At 72.7% G+C, this 15,903-nt stretch carries 12 protein-coding genes; 11 read left to right on the top strand and 1 reads right to left on the bottom strand.

What is annotated here, in order from left to right; genetic code table 11:
• Positions 1-27: 27 nt before the first annotated feature.
• Complete coding sequence (locus P0L94_06850) at positions 28-1,065, bottom strand: extracellular solute-binding protein (protein WES65783.1); 1,038 nt, start codon at positions 1,063-1,065, stop codon at positions 28-30.
• Between the two features lie 161 nt (positions 1,066-1,226).
• Here P0L94_06850 and pheS point away from each other — a divergent pair, with 161 nt between their 5' ends.
• The 11 genes from pheS to P0L94_06795 all read left to right on the top strand — a co-directional run bounded on the left by pheS (position 1,227) and on the right by P0L94_06795 (position 15,880).
• The gene (gene pheS, locus P0L94_06845; protein ID WES65782.1) at positions 1,227-2,291 is read left to right on the top strand and encodes a phenylalanine--tRNA ligase subunit alpha; all 1,065 of its coding nucleotides are present in this window, start codon (positions 1,227-1,229) and stop codon (positions 2,289-2,291) included.
• Positions 2,291-4,798 carry a phenylalanine--tRNA ligase subunit beta gene (gene pheT, locus P0L94_06840; protein WES65781.1) on the top strand — a complete coding sequence of 836 codons (2,508 nt, stop codon included), beginning with the start codon at positions 2,291-2,293 and terminating at the stop codon, positions 4,796-4,798. The genes pheS and pheT overlap by 1 nt, the downstream gene beginning before the upstream one ends.
• Before the next feature lie 64 nt (positions 4,799-4,862).
• Positions 4,863-7,511: an HAD-IC family P-type ATPase gene (locus tag P0L94_06835; protein WES65780.1), complete on the top strand. Its 2,649-nt coding sequence runs from the start codon at positions 4,863-4,865 to the stop codon at positions 7,509-7,511.
• A 25-nt stretch (positions 7,512-7,536) separates the two neighbouring features.
• Entirely contained in the window at positions 7,537-8,277 is a 741-nt protein-coding gene (locus P0L94_06830; GenBank protein ID WES65779.1) for a dienelactone hydrolase family protein, read from the top strand.
• Positions 8,274-9,251, top strand: coding sequence for an NAD-dependent epimerase/dehydratase family protein (locus P0L94_06825; GenBank protein WES65778.1), 978 nt, complete (start codon positions 8,274-8,276; stop codon positions 9,249-9,251). The genes P0L94_06830 and P0L94_06825 overlap by 4 nt, the downstream gene beginning before the upstream one ends.
• 238 nt (positions 9,252-9,489) lie before the next feature.
• Positions 9,490-10,536: an N-acetyl-gamma-glutamyl-phosphate reductase gene (gene argC, locus P0L94_06820; GenBank protein WES65777.1), complete on the top strand. Its 1,047-nt coding sequence runs from the start codon at positions 9,490-9,492 to the stop codon at positions 10,534-10,536.
• Positions 10,533-11,690, top strand: coding sequence for a bifunctional glutamate N-acetyltransferase/amino-acid acetyltransferase ArgJ (gene argJ, locus P0L94_06815; protein ID WES65776.1), 1,158 nt, complete (start codon positions 10,533-10,535; stop codon positions 11,688-11,690). The genes argC and argJ overlap by 4 nt, the downstream gene beginning before the upstream one ends.
• The gene (argB, locus tag P0L94_06810; protein WES65775.1) at positions 11,687-12,586 is read left to right on the top strand and encodes an acetylglutamate kinase; all 900 of its coding nucleotides are present in this window, start codon (positions 11,687-11,689) and stop codon (positions 12,584-12,586) included. The genes argJ and argB overlap by 4 nt, the downstream gene beginning before the upstream one ends.
• A complete protein-coding gene (locus P0L94_06805; protein WES65774.1) occupies positions 12,583-13,800 on the top strand; it encodes an acetylornithine transaminase in 1,218 nt (405 codons plus the stop codon). The genes argB and P0L94_06805 overlap by 4 nt, the downstream gene beginning before the upstream one ends.
• Positions 13,797-14,720 carry an ornithine carbamoyltransferase gene (gene argF, locus P0L94_06800; GenBank protein WES65773.1) on the top strand — a complete coding sequence of 308 codons (924 nt, stop codon included), beginning with the start codon at positions 13,797-13,799 and terminating at the stop codon, positions 14,718-14,720. Before P0L94_06805 ends, argF begins: the two co-directional genes overlap by 4 nt.
• A complete protein-coding gene (locus P0L94_06795; protein WES65772.1) occupies positions 14,699-15,880 on the top strand; it encodes a heparan-alpha-glucosaminide N-acetyltransferase domain-containing protein in 1,182 nt (393 codons plus the stop codon). Before argF ends, P0L94_06795 begins: the two co-directional genes overlap by 22 nt.
• Positions 15,881-15,903 lie beyond the last annotated feature (23 nt).

Here is a 15,903-nt window from a genome sequence, read left to right as displayed (position 1 = left end):
GGGATCGGGGTCGGCCGGGGCCGGCTCTCAGAGGAGCCCGACGCGCACGAGCATCTCCTGGGTCTCGGCCACCGAGTCGAGGTCGCTCAGGTCGAGTCCGGGGTTGACGAGCGTCTCGAGCGCCGGCAGGCCCGCCGGCGCGTCGACGCCCGGCAGCAGCGGGTACTCGAAGGTCTCCTCGACGAAGTACTGCTGTGCGGCCGGCGAGACGAGGTACTCGACGAGCGCGAGCGCATCGGGGTCGTCGACGCCCGCCGTGAGGATCGCGGCACCCGTGACATTGACGATGCCCCCCGGATCGCCGGGCAGGAAGGCCAGCTGCGCACGCATGGCGTCCTCGCCGAGCTCGGCGGCGCGCTGGTACCAGTAGTAGTGGTTGATGAGCGCCAGATCGAGCTCGCCGGCATTGACGAGGTCGAGCGTCGCGCCGTTGCTCTCGGTGAGCACGGGGTCGTTCGCCGCCATGCCGGCCGCCCAGTCCTCGGCAGGCTGCTCGCCCTCCAGGACGCGCAGGGCGGTCACGAAGGACTGGAAGCTGGCGTTGCCGGGAGGGAAGCCCACGCGGCCGGCCCACTCGGGCTCGACCAGCTCGAGCACCGACGTCGGCACCTGCGCGGCGTCGAGGACGTCGCCGTCATATGCGATGACGCGCGCGCGGCCGGTCACGCCGATCCAGCTGTCGTCCTGCGACGTGAATCCGTCGGGGATGGTCTCGGCGAGCTCCGCGGGGATCGGCGTGGTCAGCCCGGCGTCGGCCAGCGCGCCGAGCGCTCCGGCGTCCTGCGAGAGGAAGACGTCGGCGGGGGAGCGCTCGCCCTCTTCGAGGACGAGGGCCGTCAGCTCGCTCGTCCCCGCGTAGCGGACGTCGACGGCGATGCCGGTCTCGTCGGTGAACCGGGCGATCAGCGGCGCGATGAGCGCCTCATCCCTACCGGCGTACAGGGTGACCTCGCCGTCGGATTCCGGGGCATCCGAGGCATCGGTCGTGGTCGGGTCTCCGGCGCAGCCGGACAGCAGCAGGCCGCTCGCGAGGGCGGCGGGAACCAGGATGCGGAGTGCGCGCATGATGGTGTCTCCGTTGGATGTGGGGGACTCAGCCGGACAGGAACTGAGGTGAGGCGAACCTAACCCGACGCGCGGGTGAATGCAAAGGCGACGCAACGGGGCGTCACCGCACGGGACGCGGCGCCGATGCGCCCCCACGCACGCCGGTAGACTCGTCTCTCGTGTCTGAAGCGCACGAGAACACCGAACCCACCGACGCCGGCATCACGCCCGAAGCGGTCGAGACCGCGGTCGCGGACGCCCTCGCGGCGATCGCCGCCGCGGGCGACACCGCAGAGCTGAAGGCCGCCCGCTCCGCCCACTCCGCCGAGGCCTCGCCGCTGGCGAAGCTGAACGCGCGCATGCGCGAGGTGCCCAAGGACAAGAAGGCCGAGTTCGGCAAGCTGGTCGGGCAGGCGCGCGCGAGCGTGAACCAGGCGCTCGCCGCCCGCGAGGTCGAACTCGCCGAGGCCGAGCTGGCCGCCAAGCTCGAGGCCGAGCGTGTGGACATGACGGCGCTCGCGCAGCGGGCGCGCGTGGGCGCGCGGCATCCGATCTCGCTCCTGCAGGAGGAGATCAGCGACATCTTCGTCGGCATGGGGTGGGAGATCGCCGAAGGACCCGAGCTCGAGCACGAGTGGTACAACTTCGACGCCCTCAACTTCGACGCAGATCACCCGGCCCGTCAGATGCAGGACACCTTCTTCGTGGACCCGGTGGAACGGCACCTGGTGATGCGCACGCACACGAGCCCCGTCCAGGTGCGCTCGATGCTCGAGCGCGACCTGCCGATCTACGTGCTGTGTCCCGGCCGCGTGTACCGCACCGACGAGTTCGACGCGACGCACCTGCCGGTGTTCACGCAGTTCGAGGGTCTCGTCATCGACAAGGGCATCACGATGGCCCATCTCAAGGGCACCCTCGACCACGCCGCCAAGGTGCTGTTCGGGCCCGAGGCCAAGACGCGCTTCCGCGCGAACTACTTCCCGTTCACCGAGCCGAGCGCCGAGCTCGACCTGTGGCACCCCACCTTCAAGGGCGGCGCGCGCTGGATCGAGTGGGGCGGATGCGGCATGGTCAACCCCAACGTGCTGCGCGCCGCCGGCATCGACCCCGAGGAGTACTCGGGCTTCGCGTTCGGGATGGGGATCGAGCGGACCCTGATGTTCCGCTCCGACGTGCAGGACATGCGCGACATGGCCGAGGGCGATGTCCGCTTCAGCGAGCAGTTCGGAATGGTGGTCTGATGCGCGTCCCGCTGTCATGGCTTCGTGAGTACGTCGACGTCCCGGCAGGCGCCTCGCCCGAGGACGTCCTCGCGGCGCTGGTCTCGGTCGGCTTCGAAGAGGAGGACGTGCACGGCTTCGAGCTGACCGGCCCCATCGTCGTCGGCGAGGTCGTCGAGTTCGTCGAGGAGCCGCAGTCCAACGGCAAGACCATCCGCTGGTGCCAGGTCGACGTCGGCGAGGAGCAGGGCGGAGTCCGCGGCATCGTGTGCGGCGCGCGCAACTTCTTCGCCGGCGACAAGGTCGTCGTGACGCTGCCGGGGGCCGTGCTGCCGGGGCCCTTCCCGATAGCGGCGCGCAAGACCTACGGGCACGTGTCCGACGGCATGATCGCGTCGGCCAAGGAGCTCGGGCTCGGCGACGAGCACAGCGGCATCCTGCGTCTGGTCGAGCTCGGCATCGACGCGCCGGCCGGTGCCGACGCCATCGCGCTGCTGGGCCTGGACGATGTCGCCGTCGACATCAACGTCACGCCCGACCGGGGCTACGCGCTGTCGATCCGCGGCGTCGCCCGCGAGTACTCGCACGCCACCGGCGCGGCCTTCCGGGACCCGGGCGTGCGCCATGCCGACGAGATCGCGCCCGGCGTGGGCTTCTCGGTCGCCGTCGAGGACGCCGCCCCGATCCGCGGGCGCGTGGGTGCGACGGAGTTCGTCGCGCGCGTCGTGCGCGACGTCGATCCCACCAAGCCGACGCCGGCGTGGATGGTCGCGCGCCTGACGCTGGCGGGCATCCGGTCGCTGGGCATCCTCATCGACATCACCAACTACGTCATGGTCGAGCTCGGCCAGCCGATCCACGGCTACGACCTCGACAAGCTCACCGGCGGCATCACGGTGCGCCGCGCGCAGGCGGGCGAGAAGCTCGAGACGCTCGACGGCCAGGTGCGCACGCTCGACACCGAGGATCTGCTGATCACCGACGACTCCGGCCCCATCGGCCTGGCCGGCGTCATGGGCGGCGGCACGACCGAGATGAGCGGCACCACGCGGAACGTCCTCATCGAGGCCGCGACCTTCGACACCGTCTCGATCGCGCGCACCGCGCGTCGGCACAAGCTGCCGAGCGAGGCGTCGCGCCGCTTCGAGCGCGGCGTCGACCCGGCGATCCCGCTGGTGGCCGCGCGGCGCGTGGCCGACCTGATGGTCGAATTCGCCGGCGGCACCATCGACCCCGACTACGGCACGGCGCTGTTCGCCGAGGTCTCGGCGGTCGAGATCCCGCTCCCGCTCGGCTTCGTCGCCGGGCTCATCGGGGTGGACTACACGCCCGAGCAGATCGTGGCGGCGCTCGAGCTGATCGGCTGCGCCGTGACGCCCGGGGAGGACGGCTGGACGGTCACGCCCCCGTCGTGGCGCTCGGACCTCACCGACAAGTGGACGCTCGCCGAAGAGGTCGCGCGCATCGAAGGGTACGACCGCATCCCGTCGGTCCTGCCGCTGCCGCCGTCGGGACGAGGACTGACCCCCGCCCAGCGCGGCCGGCGCCGCGTCGCCAACGCGCTCGCCGCGGCGGGCTTGGTCGAGACGCCGTCGTTCCCCTTCACGACCGAGGAGCAGAACGACCTGCACGGCTCGCCCAGCGGCGAGCACCTGCCGAGCGTGAAGATCGCCAACCCGCTCGACGGCCAGGCGGCGTTCCTGCGCCGCTCGCTGCTGCCGGGCCTGCTGCAGGTCGCGCACCGGAACCTCTCGCGCGGCTTCACCGACATCGCCCTGTTCGAGACCGGCACGGTGTTCCTCCCCAAGCCGGGCGTGGACTACGGCACCGCATACGTGCCGCCGCTGGCCGTGCGTCCGTCGGCGGCCGCGCTCGCCGAGCTCGACGCGTCGATCCCGCCCCAGCAGCGCTTCGTGTCGCTGCTGCTGGCGGGCAACCGCATCGCGAAGCAGCCGGGCCAGGCGCCCGTCCCGGTCGACATCGCCGACGGCCTGGACGCCGTGCGCGTCATCGCCGCGGCGGCCGGCGTCTCGATCGACCTGGTGCAGGCCGCCGGTGCGGCCCTCCACCCGGGCCGCACGGCGGCGCTGTTCGTCGGCGAGACCGAGGTCGGGTACCTCGGCGAGCTGCACCCGGACGTCGTGGCGGATGCCGATCTGACCGGTCGCGTCGTGGTCGCCGAGCTGTTCCTCGATCGCCTGCTCGAGACCGCCGGCGACCGCGTCGTCGCCGCGTCCCTGTCGGGCTTCCCGGCCGCGACGCAGGACGTGTCGCTGGTCGTCCCCGTCGACGTCGCCGCCGGCGCCGTGCGCGCCGCGCTCCAGGACGGCGCGGGCGAGCTGCTGGAGTCGCTGCGCCTCGTGGACGAGTACCGCGGCCCGGGCGTTGCGGAGGGCTCGAAGAGCCTGACGTTCGCGCTGCGGTTCCGCGCTCCCGACCGCACGCTGACGGCGGCCGAGGCGACCGAGGCCAAGCTCGCCGGGGTCGCCGCGGCGGCCGAGCGCTTCGGCGCCGCCATCCGCGACTGACTTTGGTCCCTGGCCGGCACGCCCCCGCTCGTTAGGGTGGAGGCACCGGCCAGGGAGGCGTGAGATGGTGCCCGATCGCGCGGCGGTGCCCGCGTCGGGGTGGTGCGCGCGCGACGTGGCGACGGTGTGTGCCGAACTGGGCGCCGATCTCGGCGGACTCGCCCCCGAGGACGCCGCCGAGCGGCTGGAGCGACTCGGCCCGAATGCGCTGCCTGCACCGCCGCCGACACCGTGGTGGGTGGTGCTCGCGCGCCAGTTCGTCAGCCCGCTCATCGCGATCCTCGTGGTCGCCGGCATCGTCGTGTCGATCCAGCGGCACTGGGTCGACGCCGGGGCCATCTTCCTGGTGCTCGTGCTGAACGCGGCCCTCGGGTTCTGGCAGGAGCGCAAAGCGGCACGGGATGTCCGTGCGCTGCAGTCTCTGGCCACCACGACCGCGCGCGTCCGGCGCGGCGGCGTCGTCGAGGTCATCCCCTCCGAGGAGGTCGTGCCGGGCGATCTCGTCCTCGTCGAGAGCGGCGACCGTGTGCCCGCCGACGCCCGGCTGGTGGAGGCCAACGCCCTGCTGTCGGACGAATCGATGCTCACCGGCGAATCGCTCGCGGTCTCGAAGGACCCGGCGGCGGTCGCCGCCGACGCCCCGGTCGCGGATCAGACCGACATGCTGTTCACCGGCACGCTCATCTCGAGCGGGCGCGGCGCCGGCATCGTCGTCGCCACCGGGGCGCGCACGCAGCTGGGCGAGATCAGCGCGCTGGTCCGGCGCCGGCCCCCGCGCACGCCCCTGCAGAAGCTCACCCACAGCCTCGAGCGCCGCATCGGCGTGGTCGTGCTGGTCTCGGTCGTCTTCGTCTTCGCGGCGGGCCTGGTCGGCGGCTATGCCGTTTCGGACATGTTCCGCGTGGCCGTCGCGCTCGCCGTCGCCGCGATCCCCGAGTCGCTGCCGATCATCTTCACGGTCGCGATGAGCGTCGGCGTGTCGCGCATGGCGCGCCGCGGCGCGATCGTGCGGACGCTCCCGGCCGTCGAGACGCTGGGCTCGACGACCGTGATCGCCTCGGACAAGACCGGAACCCTCACCGAGAACCGCCTCACCGTCGAACGCCTCTGGACGATGGACGGGGACGTCACGCCCGAGGAGGCGGCCGACCACCTCACGCGGGCGCTGCTGCGGGCCGGAGCGCTCACCAACGAGGCGGGCGCCTCGTCGCAGGGAGGCCTTGCCGGCGACGCCGTCGACGTCGCGATGGCGACCGCCGCCCTCCAGGTCGGCGCCGTCTCGCCGCGCGAGCGCGCGCGGACCCCCGAGCACCACGTGCCCTACGAGCCGTCGCGCCGCTTCTCGCAGACCGTCCTCGCCGAGCCCGACGGAGCGCGGATGCAGTACGTCAAGGGCGCGCCCGAAGTCGTCGCGGAGCTGTGCGCGCACCTGGCGGTGCCCGGCGGCACGATCCCGATCGACCGCGAGCTGGTGATGGTCGAGAACGCGCGCCTGTCGCGCGACGGGCTTCGCGTCATCGCCGTCGCCCAGCGGGAGCTCCCCGAGGACGCCGCCGCCGACGCGGCGCCGGCGGGTATGACGCTGCTCGGCCTGGAGGGGATGGCCGACCCGCCGCGCCCCGGCGTGGCCGACGCCGTGGCGGAGTGCCGCAGCGCCGGGATCGCGGTGAAGATGATCACCGGAGACCACCCCGAGACCGCCCAGGCGATCGCCCGCCGACTCGGGATCGCCACCGACCGCCCGCCGGTCACCGGCGCCGAGATGGCCGAGCTCGACGACCGCGTCCTGGCCGCGCGCCTCGAGGAGTCGGGCGTGGCCGCGCGCGTCGCCCCCGGAGACAAGCTGCGCATCGTCGAGGTGCTGCAGCGCTCGGGAGAGACGGTGGCCGCGACCGGAGACGGCGTCAACGACGCCCCGGCCCTGCGTGCGGCCTCGGTGGGGGTGGCGATGGGCCGCGCCGGAACCGACGTCGCGCGCGACGCCGCCGACCTGGTGCTCACCGACGACGACTTCACCACGATCGTCGAGGCCGTCGAGCAGGGGCGCGTGACGTTCGGCGCGATCCGCAAGGCGACGTTCTTCCTGCTGTCGACGGCGCTCGCCGCGGTGTTCGCGCTGTCGGCGAACGTGCTGATCGATCAGCCGCTGCTGTTCCTGCCGGTGCAGATGATCTGGATCAACCTCGTCACCACGGGCATCCAGGACATCGCGCTCGCGCTCGAGCCCGGCGAGGGCGACGAGCTCTCGCGCGCCCCGCGCCGACGCGGCGAGGGCGTGCTGTCGCGCACCCTGTGGGCGCGCACCGTCGTCACCGGCGTCTGGATGGGGCTGGTCGTGCTCGGGGTGTTCGGCTGGGCGCTGAACTCGGGCGCCGACGTCGAGCACGCCCGCACGCTGGCGCTCGCGACGTTCGTGCTGCTGAACTTCTACCAGGTCGGCAACGCGCGCGCGGAGCGCACGTCGCTGCTGCGGCTGAGTCCGCTGCGCAACAAGGCGCTGGTGTTCACAGCCGCGCTCGCGGTCGGCGTCATGTGGGCGGTGACGGTGTGGGAGCCCGCCGCCGTCCTGCTCGAGGTCACGCCGCTCAGCCTCGTCGAGTGGGTCGCGTGCGCGGTGGTCGCGGCATCCGTGTTCGTGATCGTCGAGGCCGAGAAGCTGGTGCTGCGCCTCGTCGTGCGCCGGCGCCGCCGCGTCGGCGACCTGCAAGACTGAACGCACCCGCGCGACAGGAGGTCCCATGTCCGGCACGATCACCCTGACCGCCGAGGGCGTCGCGTTCGACGTGCACCTCGCCCGTCCGTCCGGCCCGGTGCGGGGCGGCCTCGTGGTGATCCACGAGATCTGGGGCCTCGTGCCGCACATCGCCGCGGTCGCCGATCGCCTCGCCGCCGAGGGGTACGTCGTCGCGGCGCCGGACATCCTGTCGCACGCGGGCGTTGCGCCCGCGCTCGGCGAGGAGCTGTTCGAGATCATGACCGGCGGCGACCAGGAGCGCCGGGTGGCGGCCCAGCCCCGCATGCGCGAGGCGATGTCGGGCATGCGCGCCCCCGACTACGCCGCATGGGCCGTCGCGGCGCTGCGCGCCACCGTGGATCTCGTCGCCGCCGAGCCCGGTGTCGACGGCCGCATCGGCGTGACGGGATTCTGCTTCGGCGGCACGTACACGTTCCTCCTCGCCGCCTACGACGACCGCATCCGGGCGGCAGCACCCTTCTACGGCACGGCGCCGTCGCCGGAGCGGATGCGGACCATCTCGGCGCCGGTCCTGGCCCTCTACGGTGCGCATGACCCGGCGCTCATCGACGTGCTGCCGCAGGTGCGCGCCGACATGGCCGACGCCGGCGTCGACTTCGAAGCGGTGGTCTATCCCGACTCCGCTCACGCCTTCTTCAACGACACCGGGCCGCGCTACGACCCCGACGCCGGCGCCGACGCGTGGCGGCGGGTCACCGCCTTCTTCGGGGAGCGCCTGACGTGACCGACGTGCTCATCCTCGGCGGCACGGGGTGGCTGAGCGGCCGGATCGCGCGCGGCTGGCTCGAGCGCCGCGCGCGCGTGACATGCCTGGCCCGAGGAGGCCGTCCTGCGCCGGAGGGAGCGGTGCTCGCCGTCGCCGACCGAGAGGGCCCCGATGCGTACGCGCGCGTCGCCGAGCACGACTGGGACGAGGTCGTGGACGTGTCGTCGATCCCGTCGCACGTGGCGCAGGCGGCCGAGGCGCTCGCCCGGTGCGCGCGGCACGCGACGTACGTGTCGTCACTGTCGGTGTACGCCGCCGACGATGTCCCCGGTGCCGACGAGACGGCGGCCGTGGCCGAGCCCGCGGACCCCGGCGACGCGTACGACTACGCGCGGGCGAAGTCGGCGGCCGAGGCGTCCGTGCGCGCCGTGTTCGGCGACCGGGCCGCGATCGTGCGGCCCGGGCTCATCGTGGGCGACGGCGACCCGACCGACCGCTTCGGCTACTGGGTGGGACGCTTCGCGCTCGCAGCCGACGGACCCGTGCTCGTCCCCGGCGACGAGCGACGCTCGCAGGTGATCGACGTGGACGATCTGGCGCGCTTCATCGTCGACGTCGGCGAGCGCGGCTGGTCCGGCGTGGCGAACGCCACCGGACCGTCGGTGCCGCTGGGCGACGTGCTGCGCACGGCGCGGGCCGTGGCGGCGCACACCGGAGCCGTCGTCGCGGCCTCGGACGCCGAACTGCGGGGCGCCGACGTCGCGTACTGGATGGGTCCGCGCTCGCTGCCGCTGTGGCTGCCCGCGGACATGCCCGGCTTCGCGACGCGATCGATCGAGGTCTACCTGCGCGAGGGGGGACGGCATGCGCCGCTGACCGAGACGCTGGAGCGCGCCCTGGCGCACGAGCGCTCGCTCGGCCTCGAGCGCGACCGGCGGGCGGGTCTGACCCGCTCCGACGAGCTGGAGATCGCCCGGGCCCTCGGGGCCTGAGTTGCGGGAGCCGGGCGGCGGCGGCTATCGTCGGCGCATGCCTTCGGCGGTCCCCGGTCTCGCAGCGCTCGCTCAGAGCGCCGCTCCGGCGCGCCGACGCCTGGGCGGACGCCGACTGTAGGCGACCCCGCGCGCTCCCCATGCCGATGGGTGGAGCCGCCCGGAGTCGCCGCCGCCGATGCTCCCGCCCCTGTCGCGCAACGCGGAAGGGGCCTGCCCAGACTCTAAGGTGGAACCCATGACCTATTCGGTCGCCGTCTCCGGCGCCTCCGGCTATGCGGGGGGCGAGATCCTCCGCATCCTCGCCTCCCACCCCGACGTCGAGATCCGCACCGTCACCGCGCACTCGAACGCGGGCCAGCCGCTCATCCAGCACCAGCCGCACCTGCGGTCGCTGTCGCATCTGACGCTGCAGGAGACAACCCCCGAGATCCTCGCCGGGCACGACATCGTCTTCCTCGCGCTGCCGCACGGCCAGTCGGGCCAGTACACCGATGCGCTGGGCGATGCACCGCTCGTCATCGACGCCGGCGCCGACCACCGCCTGGAGTCGCAGGACGCGTGGGACGCCTTCTACGGCGGTGCGTTCCACGAGCCTTGGACGTACGGCGTCCCCGAGCTCCCCGTCGGGGACGCGAAGCAGCGGGAGCGGCTGGCGGGCGCGACGCGCATCGCCGCGCCGGGCTGCAACGCCTCGACGGTGAGCCTGAGCCTCGCGCCGGGCGTCGCCGCGGGCGTCATCGACGCCTCCGACATCGTCACGGTCCTCGCGGTCGGCCCGTCGGGCGCGGGCAAGAGCCTCAAGCCCAATCTGCTCGCGAGCGAGATCCTCGGCACCGCCAACCCCTACGCGGTCGGCGGCACGCATCGCCACATCCCCGAGATCCGCCAGGCGCTGGTGGGGGCCGGCGCCGTCGGCGACGTCCGCATCTCGTTCACGCCGGTCCTCGTGCCGATGGCACGCGGCATCCTCGCCACCTCGACCGCGCCGATCGCGCCGGGAGCGACGGATGCCGATATCCGCGGCGCATGGGAGGCGGCGTACGGCGACGAGACGTTCGTGCAGCTGCTGCCCGAGGGACAGTTCCCGCGCACCGCCGACGTCGTCGGCGCGAACACCGCGCTGGTGGGGCTCGCGGTCGACCGGGCCGCGAACCGCGTCGTCGTGGTCACGGCGGTCGACAACCTCGTCAAGGGCACCGCGGGCGCGGCCGTCCAGTCCATGAACATCGCGCTGGGCCTTCCCGAGGGCACCGGCCTGACCGTGAACGGAGTCGCGCCGTGACCGTGACCGCACCCCAGGGATTCGAGGCGGCGGGAGTCGTCGCGCACCTGAAGTCCACCGGCAAGCCGGACGTCGCGGTCGTCGTCAACCGCGGTCCGCTGCACTCCGGCGCCGCGGTGTTCACGAGCAACCGGGCCAAGGCGAACCCGATCCTGTGGTCCGAGCAGGCCGTGCAGGACGGCGTCGTCGAGGCCGTCGTGCTGAACTCGGGCGGCGCGAACTGCTTCACCGGAGCCTTCGGGTTCCAGACCACGCACGCCACGGCCGAGAAGGCCGCCGAGCTGCTGGGCATCAGCCCCGGCGACGTGCTGGTGTGCTCGACGGGGCTCATCGGCACCGGCGACGAGGTGTTCCGGCAGAAGGTGCTCACCGGCACCGCGGACGCCATCGCGAACCTATCGCCCGAGGGCGGCCAGGTCGCCGCCGAGGCGATCATGACCACCGACTCGGTGCCGAAGACGAGCGTGTACCGCGGCGACGGCTGGACGATCGGCGGCATGGCGAAGGGCGCCGGCATGCTCGCGCCGGGCCTTGCGACGATGCTCGTGGTCATCACGACGGATGCCGAGCTGACCGCGGCCGAGACGGACGCGCACCTGCGCGCGGCGACGCGCGTGAGCTTCGACCGGCTCGATTCCGACGGCTGCATGTCGACGAACGACCAGGTCACGCTCATGGCCAGCGGCGCGTCGGGCGTGGCCCCCGACCCGGAGGAGTTCCGCGCGGGACTGACCGCACTGTGCACCGAGCTCGCCGTCAAGCTGCAGGGCGATGCCGAGGGCGCCAGCCACGACATCACCATCGGCGTCGTGGGCGCCGCGAGCGAGGACGACGCCGTCGAGGTCGGCCGCTCGGTGGCGCGAAACAACCTCTTCAAGGCCGCGATCTTCGGCAACGACCCGAACTGGGGCCGCGTGCTCGCCGCCATCGGCACGACGCAGGCGGTGTTCGACCCCTACGCGGTCGACGTCCACATCAACGGCGTGCGCGTGTGCTCCGCGGGCGGTCCCGACCGCCCGCGCGAGGAGGTCGACCTGACGCCCCGCGCGGTCTCGCTCGAGATCGACCTGAAGGCCGGAACCGCGTCGGCCGTCATCCTCACGAACGACCTCACCCACGACTACGTCCACGAGAACAGCGCGTACTCCTCATGACAGATCTCCAAGACACCGACCCGGCCCAGGCCAGCGAGAAGGCCGCCACCCTCATCGAGTCCCTGCCGTGGCTGCGCCGCTTCCGCGACCAGGTGATCGTGGTGAAGTACGGCGGCAACGCCATGGTCAGCGAAGAGCTGCAGGACGCGTTCGCCGCCGACATGGCCTACCTCCGCTACGTGGGCGTCAAGCCCGTCGTGGTCCACGGCGGCGGGCCGCAGATCTCGTCGATGCTCGACCGGCTCGCCATCCCGAGCGAGTTCAAGGGCGGCTACCGCGTCACCTCCACCGAGGCGATCTCGGTGGTGCGCATGGTGCTGACGGGCCAGATCAACCCGCAGCTGGTCGCCAAGATCAACACGCACGGTCCGCTCGCGACCGGCCTGAGCGGCGAGGACGCCGGCCTGTTCGGCGGCCGCCGCCGCGGCGTCACCGTCGACGGCATCGAGCACGACCTCGGCCGCGTCGGCCATGTCGTCGAGGTGGATCCGCAGCCGGTGCTGGACCAGCTCGCCGCCGGCCGCATCCCGGTGGTGTCGTCGATCGCCCCCGACCTCGACCACCCGGGCAACTCGCTGAACGTCAACGCGGATGCCGCGGCCGCCGCCCTCGCGGTGGCTCTCAAGGCGTCGAAGCTCGTCGTGCTCACCGACGTGCCGGGGCTCTACGCCGACTGGCCGAACCGGGACTCGCTGGTCTCTCACCTGACCTCCGGCGAGCTGAGCGAGATGCTGCCGTCGCTGGAGTCGGGGATGATCCCGAAGATGACCGCGTGTCTGGATGCGGTCGAGGGCGGCGTCGACACGGCGGCCATCATCGACGGACGGGTGCCGCACTCGGTGCTGGTCGAGATCTTCACGAGCAAGGGAATCGGAACAGAGGTGGTGCAGGGATGACGACTTGGCTGGATGACGCGCGGCGCGATCTCGTGCGCAGCTTCGGCGACCGGATGGCGATGTTCGTCCGCGGCGAGGGCGCGTACCTGTGGGATGCCGACGGCAAGCGCTACCTGGACTTCCTCGCGGGCATCGCGGTGAACTCGCTCGGGCACGCGCACCCGGTCTTCGTCGACGCGATCTCGCGTCAGGCAGCGACCCTCGCGCACGTGTCGAACTACTTCGCCACCCCGCCGCAGCTGGCGCTCGCCGCGCGCCTCAAGCGCATCGCGGGCACCGGCGAGGAGGGACGGGTGTACTTCGGCAACTCCGGCGCCGAGGCCAACGAGGCGGCGTTCAAGCTCGCGCGTCTGCACGGCGGCGCCGACCGGCCGCGCATCCTGTCGCTGAAGGACGCCTTCCACGGGCGCACCATGGGCACGCTCGCCCTCACCGGCAAGCCGTGGATGCAGGAGCCGTTCCTCCCCATGATCGGGGGCGTCGAGTTCATCGACTCGACGATGGAGGCGCTCGAAGCGGCGCTCGACGACCGTGTCGCGGCCCTGTTCGTCGAACCCATCAAGGGCGAGGCGGGCGTCATCGATCTGCCCGACGGGTACCTGCAGGCGGCGCGCGAGCTCACCGAGAAGCACGGGGCGCTCCTGATCATCGATGAGATCCAGACCGGCGCAGGCCGCACGGGCGAGTGGTTCGCCTTCCAGCACGCCGGCGTCACCCCCGACGCGATCACCGTCGCGAAGGGCATCGGCGGCGGCTTCCCGATCGGTGCTCTCATCACCTACGGCGCCGCGAGCGATCTGTTCTACCCCGGCACACACGGTTCCACGTTCGGCGGCAACGCCCTCGGGACGGCCGTCGCCGACGCCGTCCTCGACGAGATCGAGACCGCGGGGCTGGTGGCCAACGCCTCCGAGCAGGGCGACCGGCTCCGCGAGGCGATCGTCGGCATCGGCTCGCCGCTGGTCGCCGGATGCCGCGGCCGCGGCCTCCTCGTGGGGATCGCCCTGACGCATCCGGTCGCCAAGGCCGTCGTCGCCGCCGCGCAGGAGCACGGCCTCGTCATCAATGCGGCGAACGACGAGACCGTCCGCCTCGCGCCGGCGCTGACCATCGGCGACGTCGAGGTCGACGAGTTCATCGAGCTGTTCACCGCCGCCCTGCGCACCGTCTCGGACGCGCTCATGCTGGGCTCGAGCCAGGAGGCCTCCGCATGACCCGCCATCTGCTGCGCGACGACGATCTGACCGCCGCCGAGCAGGCCGAGATCCTCGATCTCGCCGTCGAGCTCAAGCAGGACCGCTGGAAGCTCAAGCCCCTCGCGGGCCCCCAGACCGTCGCGGTCATCTTCGACAAGTCCTCGACGCGCACGCGGGTGTCGTTCGCGGTCGGCATCGCCGACCTGGGCGGGTCGCCGCTGATCATCTCGACGGCCAACAGCCAGCTCGGCGGCAAGGAGACCCCCTCCGACACCGCGCGCGTGCTCGAGCGGCAGGTCGCGGCCATCGTGTGGCGCACGTATGCGCAGGCGGGGCTCGAGGAGATGGCCCGCGACACGCGTGTTCCCGTCGTGAACGCGCTGAGCGACGACTTCCACCCGTGCCAGCTCCTGGCCGACCTCCTGACCATCAAGGAGCACAAGGGCGAGCTGGCAGGGCTCACGCTCGCCTTCTTCGGCGACGGCATGTCGAACATGGCCCACTCGTACGTGCTGGCCGGCGTCACCGCCGGCATGCACGTGCGCGTCGCGTCGCCCGAAGACTACGCGCCGCGCGAGGACGTCATCGCCGACGCGGATGCCCGTGCGGCCGAGACGGGCGGGTCGGTGACGCTGTACACCGACCCGAATGAGGCCGCCGCCGGCGCCGACATCGTCGTCACCGATACGTGGGTGTCGATGGGCAAGGAGGAGGAGAAGCTCGCGCGCCTGCGCGACCTCGGGTCGTACAAGGTGACGCAGGAGCTCATGAGCCTCGCGAAGGACGACGCGATCTTCATCCACTGCCTGCCCGCCGACCGCGGCTACGAGGTCGACGCCGAGGTGATCGACGGCCCGCAGAGCGTCGTGTGGGACGAGGCGGAGAACCGCCTGCACGCCCAGAAGGCTCTGCTGGTGTGGCTGCTGCGTCAGGAGTGACCCTCCCCACCGGCAGCGGTCGCTCCCGGCTGCGGGCCCACTGGCGCCACCTGAACGGTCCCGGTCGCATCGCGGGCGTCGACCTCGCCCGCGGTCTCGCGCTCGTCGGCATGGTCGCCGCTCACGTGACGTGGATCGACGAGCAGGTGGCGTGGGCTGAGCCGGCGACGTGGCTGGGGCTGGTCCACGGCAACTCCTCGATCCTGTTCGCCACGCTCGCGGGCCTGTCGGTGGGCATCGTCACGGGCGGCTCGCAGCCGGTGACGGGGGCGGAGCGCACGACGCGGCAGGCCCGGCTGCTCGTGCGGGCGGCCGCCCTGTGGGTGATCGGGATCGTCCTGATCGAGACGACCGTGCCGGTCTACGTGGTGCTCCCCGCCTACGCGATCCTGTTCGCCGTCGCCGCGGCGCTGGTGTCACTGTCTGTGCGTGCGCTCATCGTGACGGCCGCCGCGATCACGGTCGTCGCCCCGTTCGTCCACGCCCTGGCCGCATCCCTGCCGGTGTGGCGCACGCCGGGGGGTGCCACGCTCGCGCTGATGCTCGGCTTGACGTATCCGTTCGTCGTGTGGGCGGCCTTCGTCATCGCAGGGCTCGCGCTCGCGCGCGCCGGTGTCACGCGTCTGCGTGTGCAGCTGACGACCATCGCCGTCGGGGGCGCGCTGGCCGTCGTCGGGTTCGCCCTGGACGCGACGGACGGCGTCCGCAGCCCGCGGCTCGGCAACCCGGCGACGACCGACGTTCCCGTTCTCGAGCGGGTGTGGAGCGCCGCTCCGCACTCGAGCGGCATCCTCGAGGTCATCGCGTCGGGCGGGCTCGCCCTGGCGATCATCGCCGCGTGCGCGCTGCTGTGCCGTCCGTGGCGGGGCTCCGACGGCTGGGGGACCGGCTGGGTCGGCTACGCGACGCTGCCCCTGCGGGCTGTCGGCGCGATGCCGCTCACGGCCTACACGGCGCACCTGCTGGCGTGGTTCGCCGTGGCTCTGTACGCCCTCGACGACGTGCCCGACCTCTCGGGCTTCCGCGCCCTGGAGCCCTTCTGGCCGATGACGATCGGACTCGTCGTCGGGTGCACGCTGTGGGCGCTGCTGCTGGGGCGTGGCCCGCTCGAAGAGGGCATCGCGCGCCTCGCGCGGCGCGTCGTGCCCGGTCCGCGCTGACTCGCGTCGCGTCACCGCCCGCA

The organism is Microbacter sp. GSS18, from assembly GCA_029319145.1.
Taxonomy (GTDB): domain Bacteria; phylum Actinomycetota; class Actinomycetes; order Actinomycetales; family Microbacteriaceae; genus Microbacterium.
Note: the sequence above shows the minus strand (reverse complement) of the source record. Positions and strands in the feature narration are given on the sequence as shown.

What these genes read in the sequence shown, in the direction of transcription:
- pheT (WES65781.1), top strand. Translation starts at nt 2,291, where the DNA reads ATGCGCGTCCCGCTGTCATGGCTTCGTGAGTACGTCGACGTCCCGGCA.
- P0L94_06805 (WES65774.1), top strand. Translation starts at nt 12,583, where the DNA reads ATGACGACTTGGCTGGATGACGCGCGGCGCGATCTCGTGCGCAGCTTC.
- argC (WES65777.1), top strand. Translation starts at nt 9,490, where the DNA reads ATGACCTATTCGGTCGCCGTCTCCGGCGCCTCCGGCTATGCGGGGGGC.
- argB (WES65775.1), top strand. Translation starts at nt 11,687, where the DNA reads ATGACAGATCTCCAAGACACCGACCCGGCCCAGGCCAGCGAGAAGGCC.
- P0L94_06850 (WES65783.1), bottom strand. Translation starts at nt 1,065, where the DNA reads ATGCGCGCACTCCGCATCCTGGTTCCCGCCGCCCTCGCGAGCGGCCTG.
- argF (WES65773.1), top strand. Translation starts at nt 13,797, where the DNA reads ATGACCCGCCATCTGCTGCGCGACGACGATCTGACCGCCGCCGAGCAG.
- P0L94_06835 (WES65780.1), top strand. Translation starts at nt 4,863, where the DNA reads ATGGTGCCCGATCGCGCGGCGGTGCCCGCGTCGGGGTGGTGCGCGCGC.
- P0L94_06830 (WES65779.1), top strand. Translation starts at nt 7,537, where the DNA reads ATGTCCGGCACGATCACCCTGACCGCCGAGGGCGTCGCGTTCGACGTG.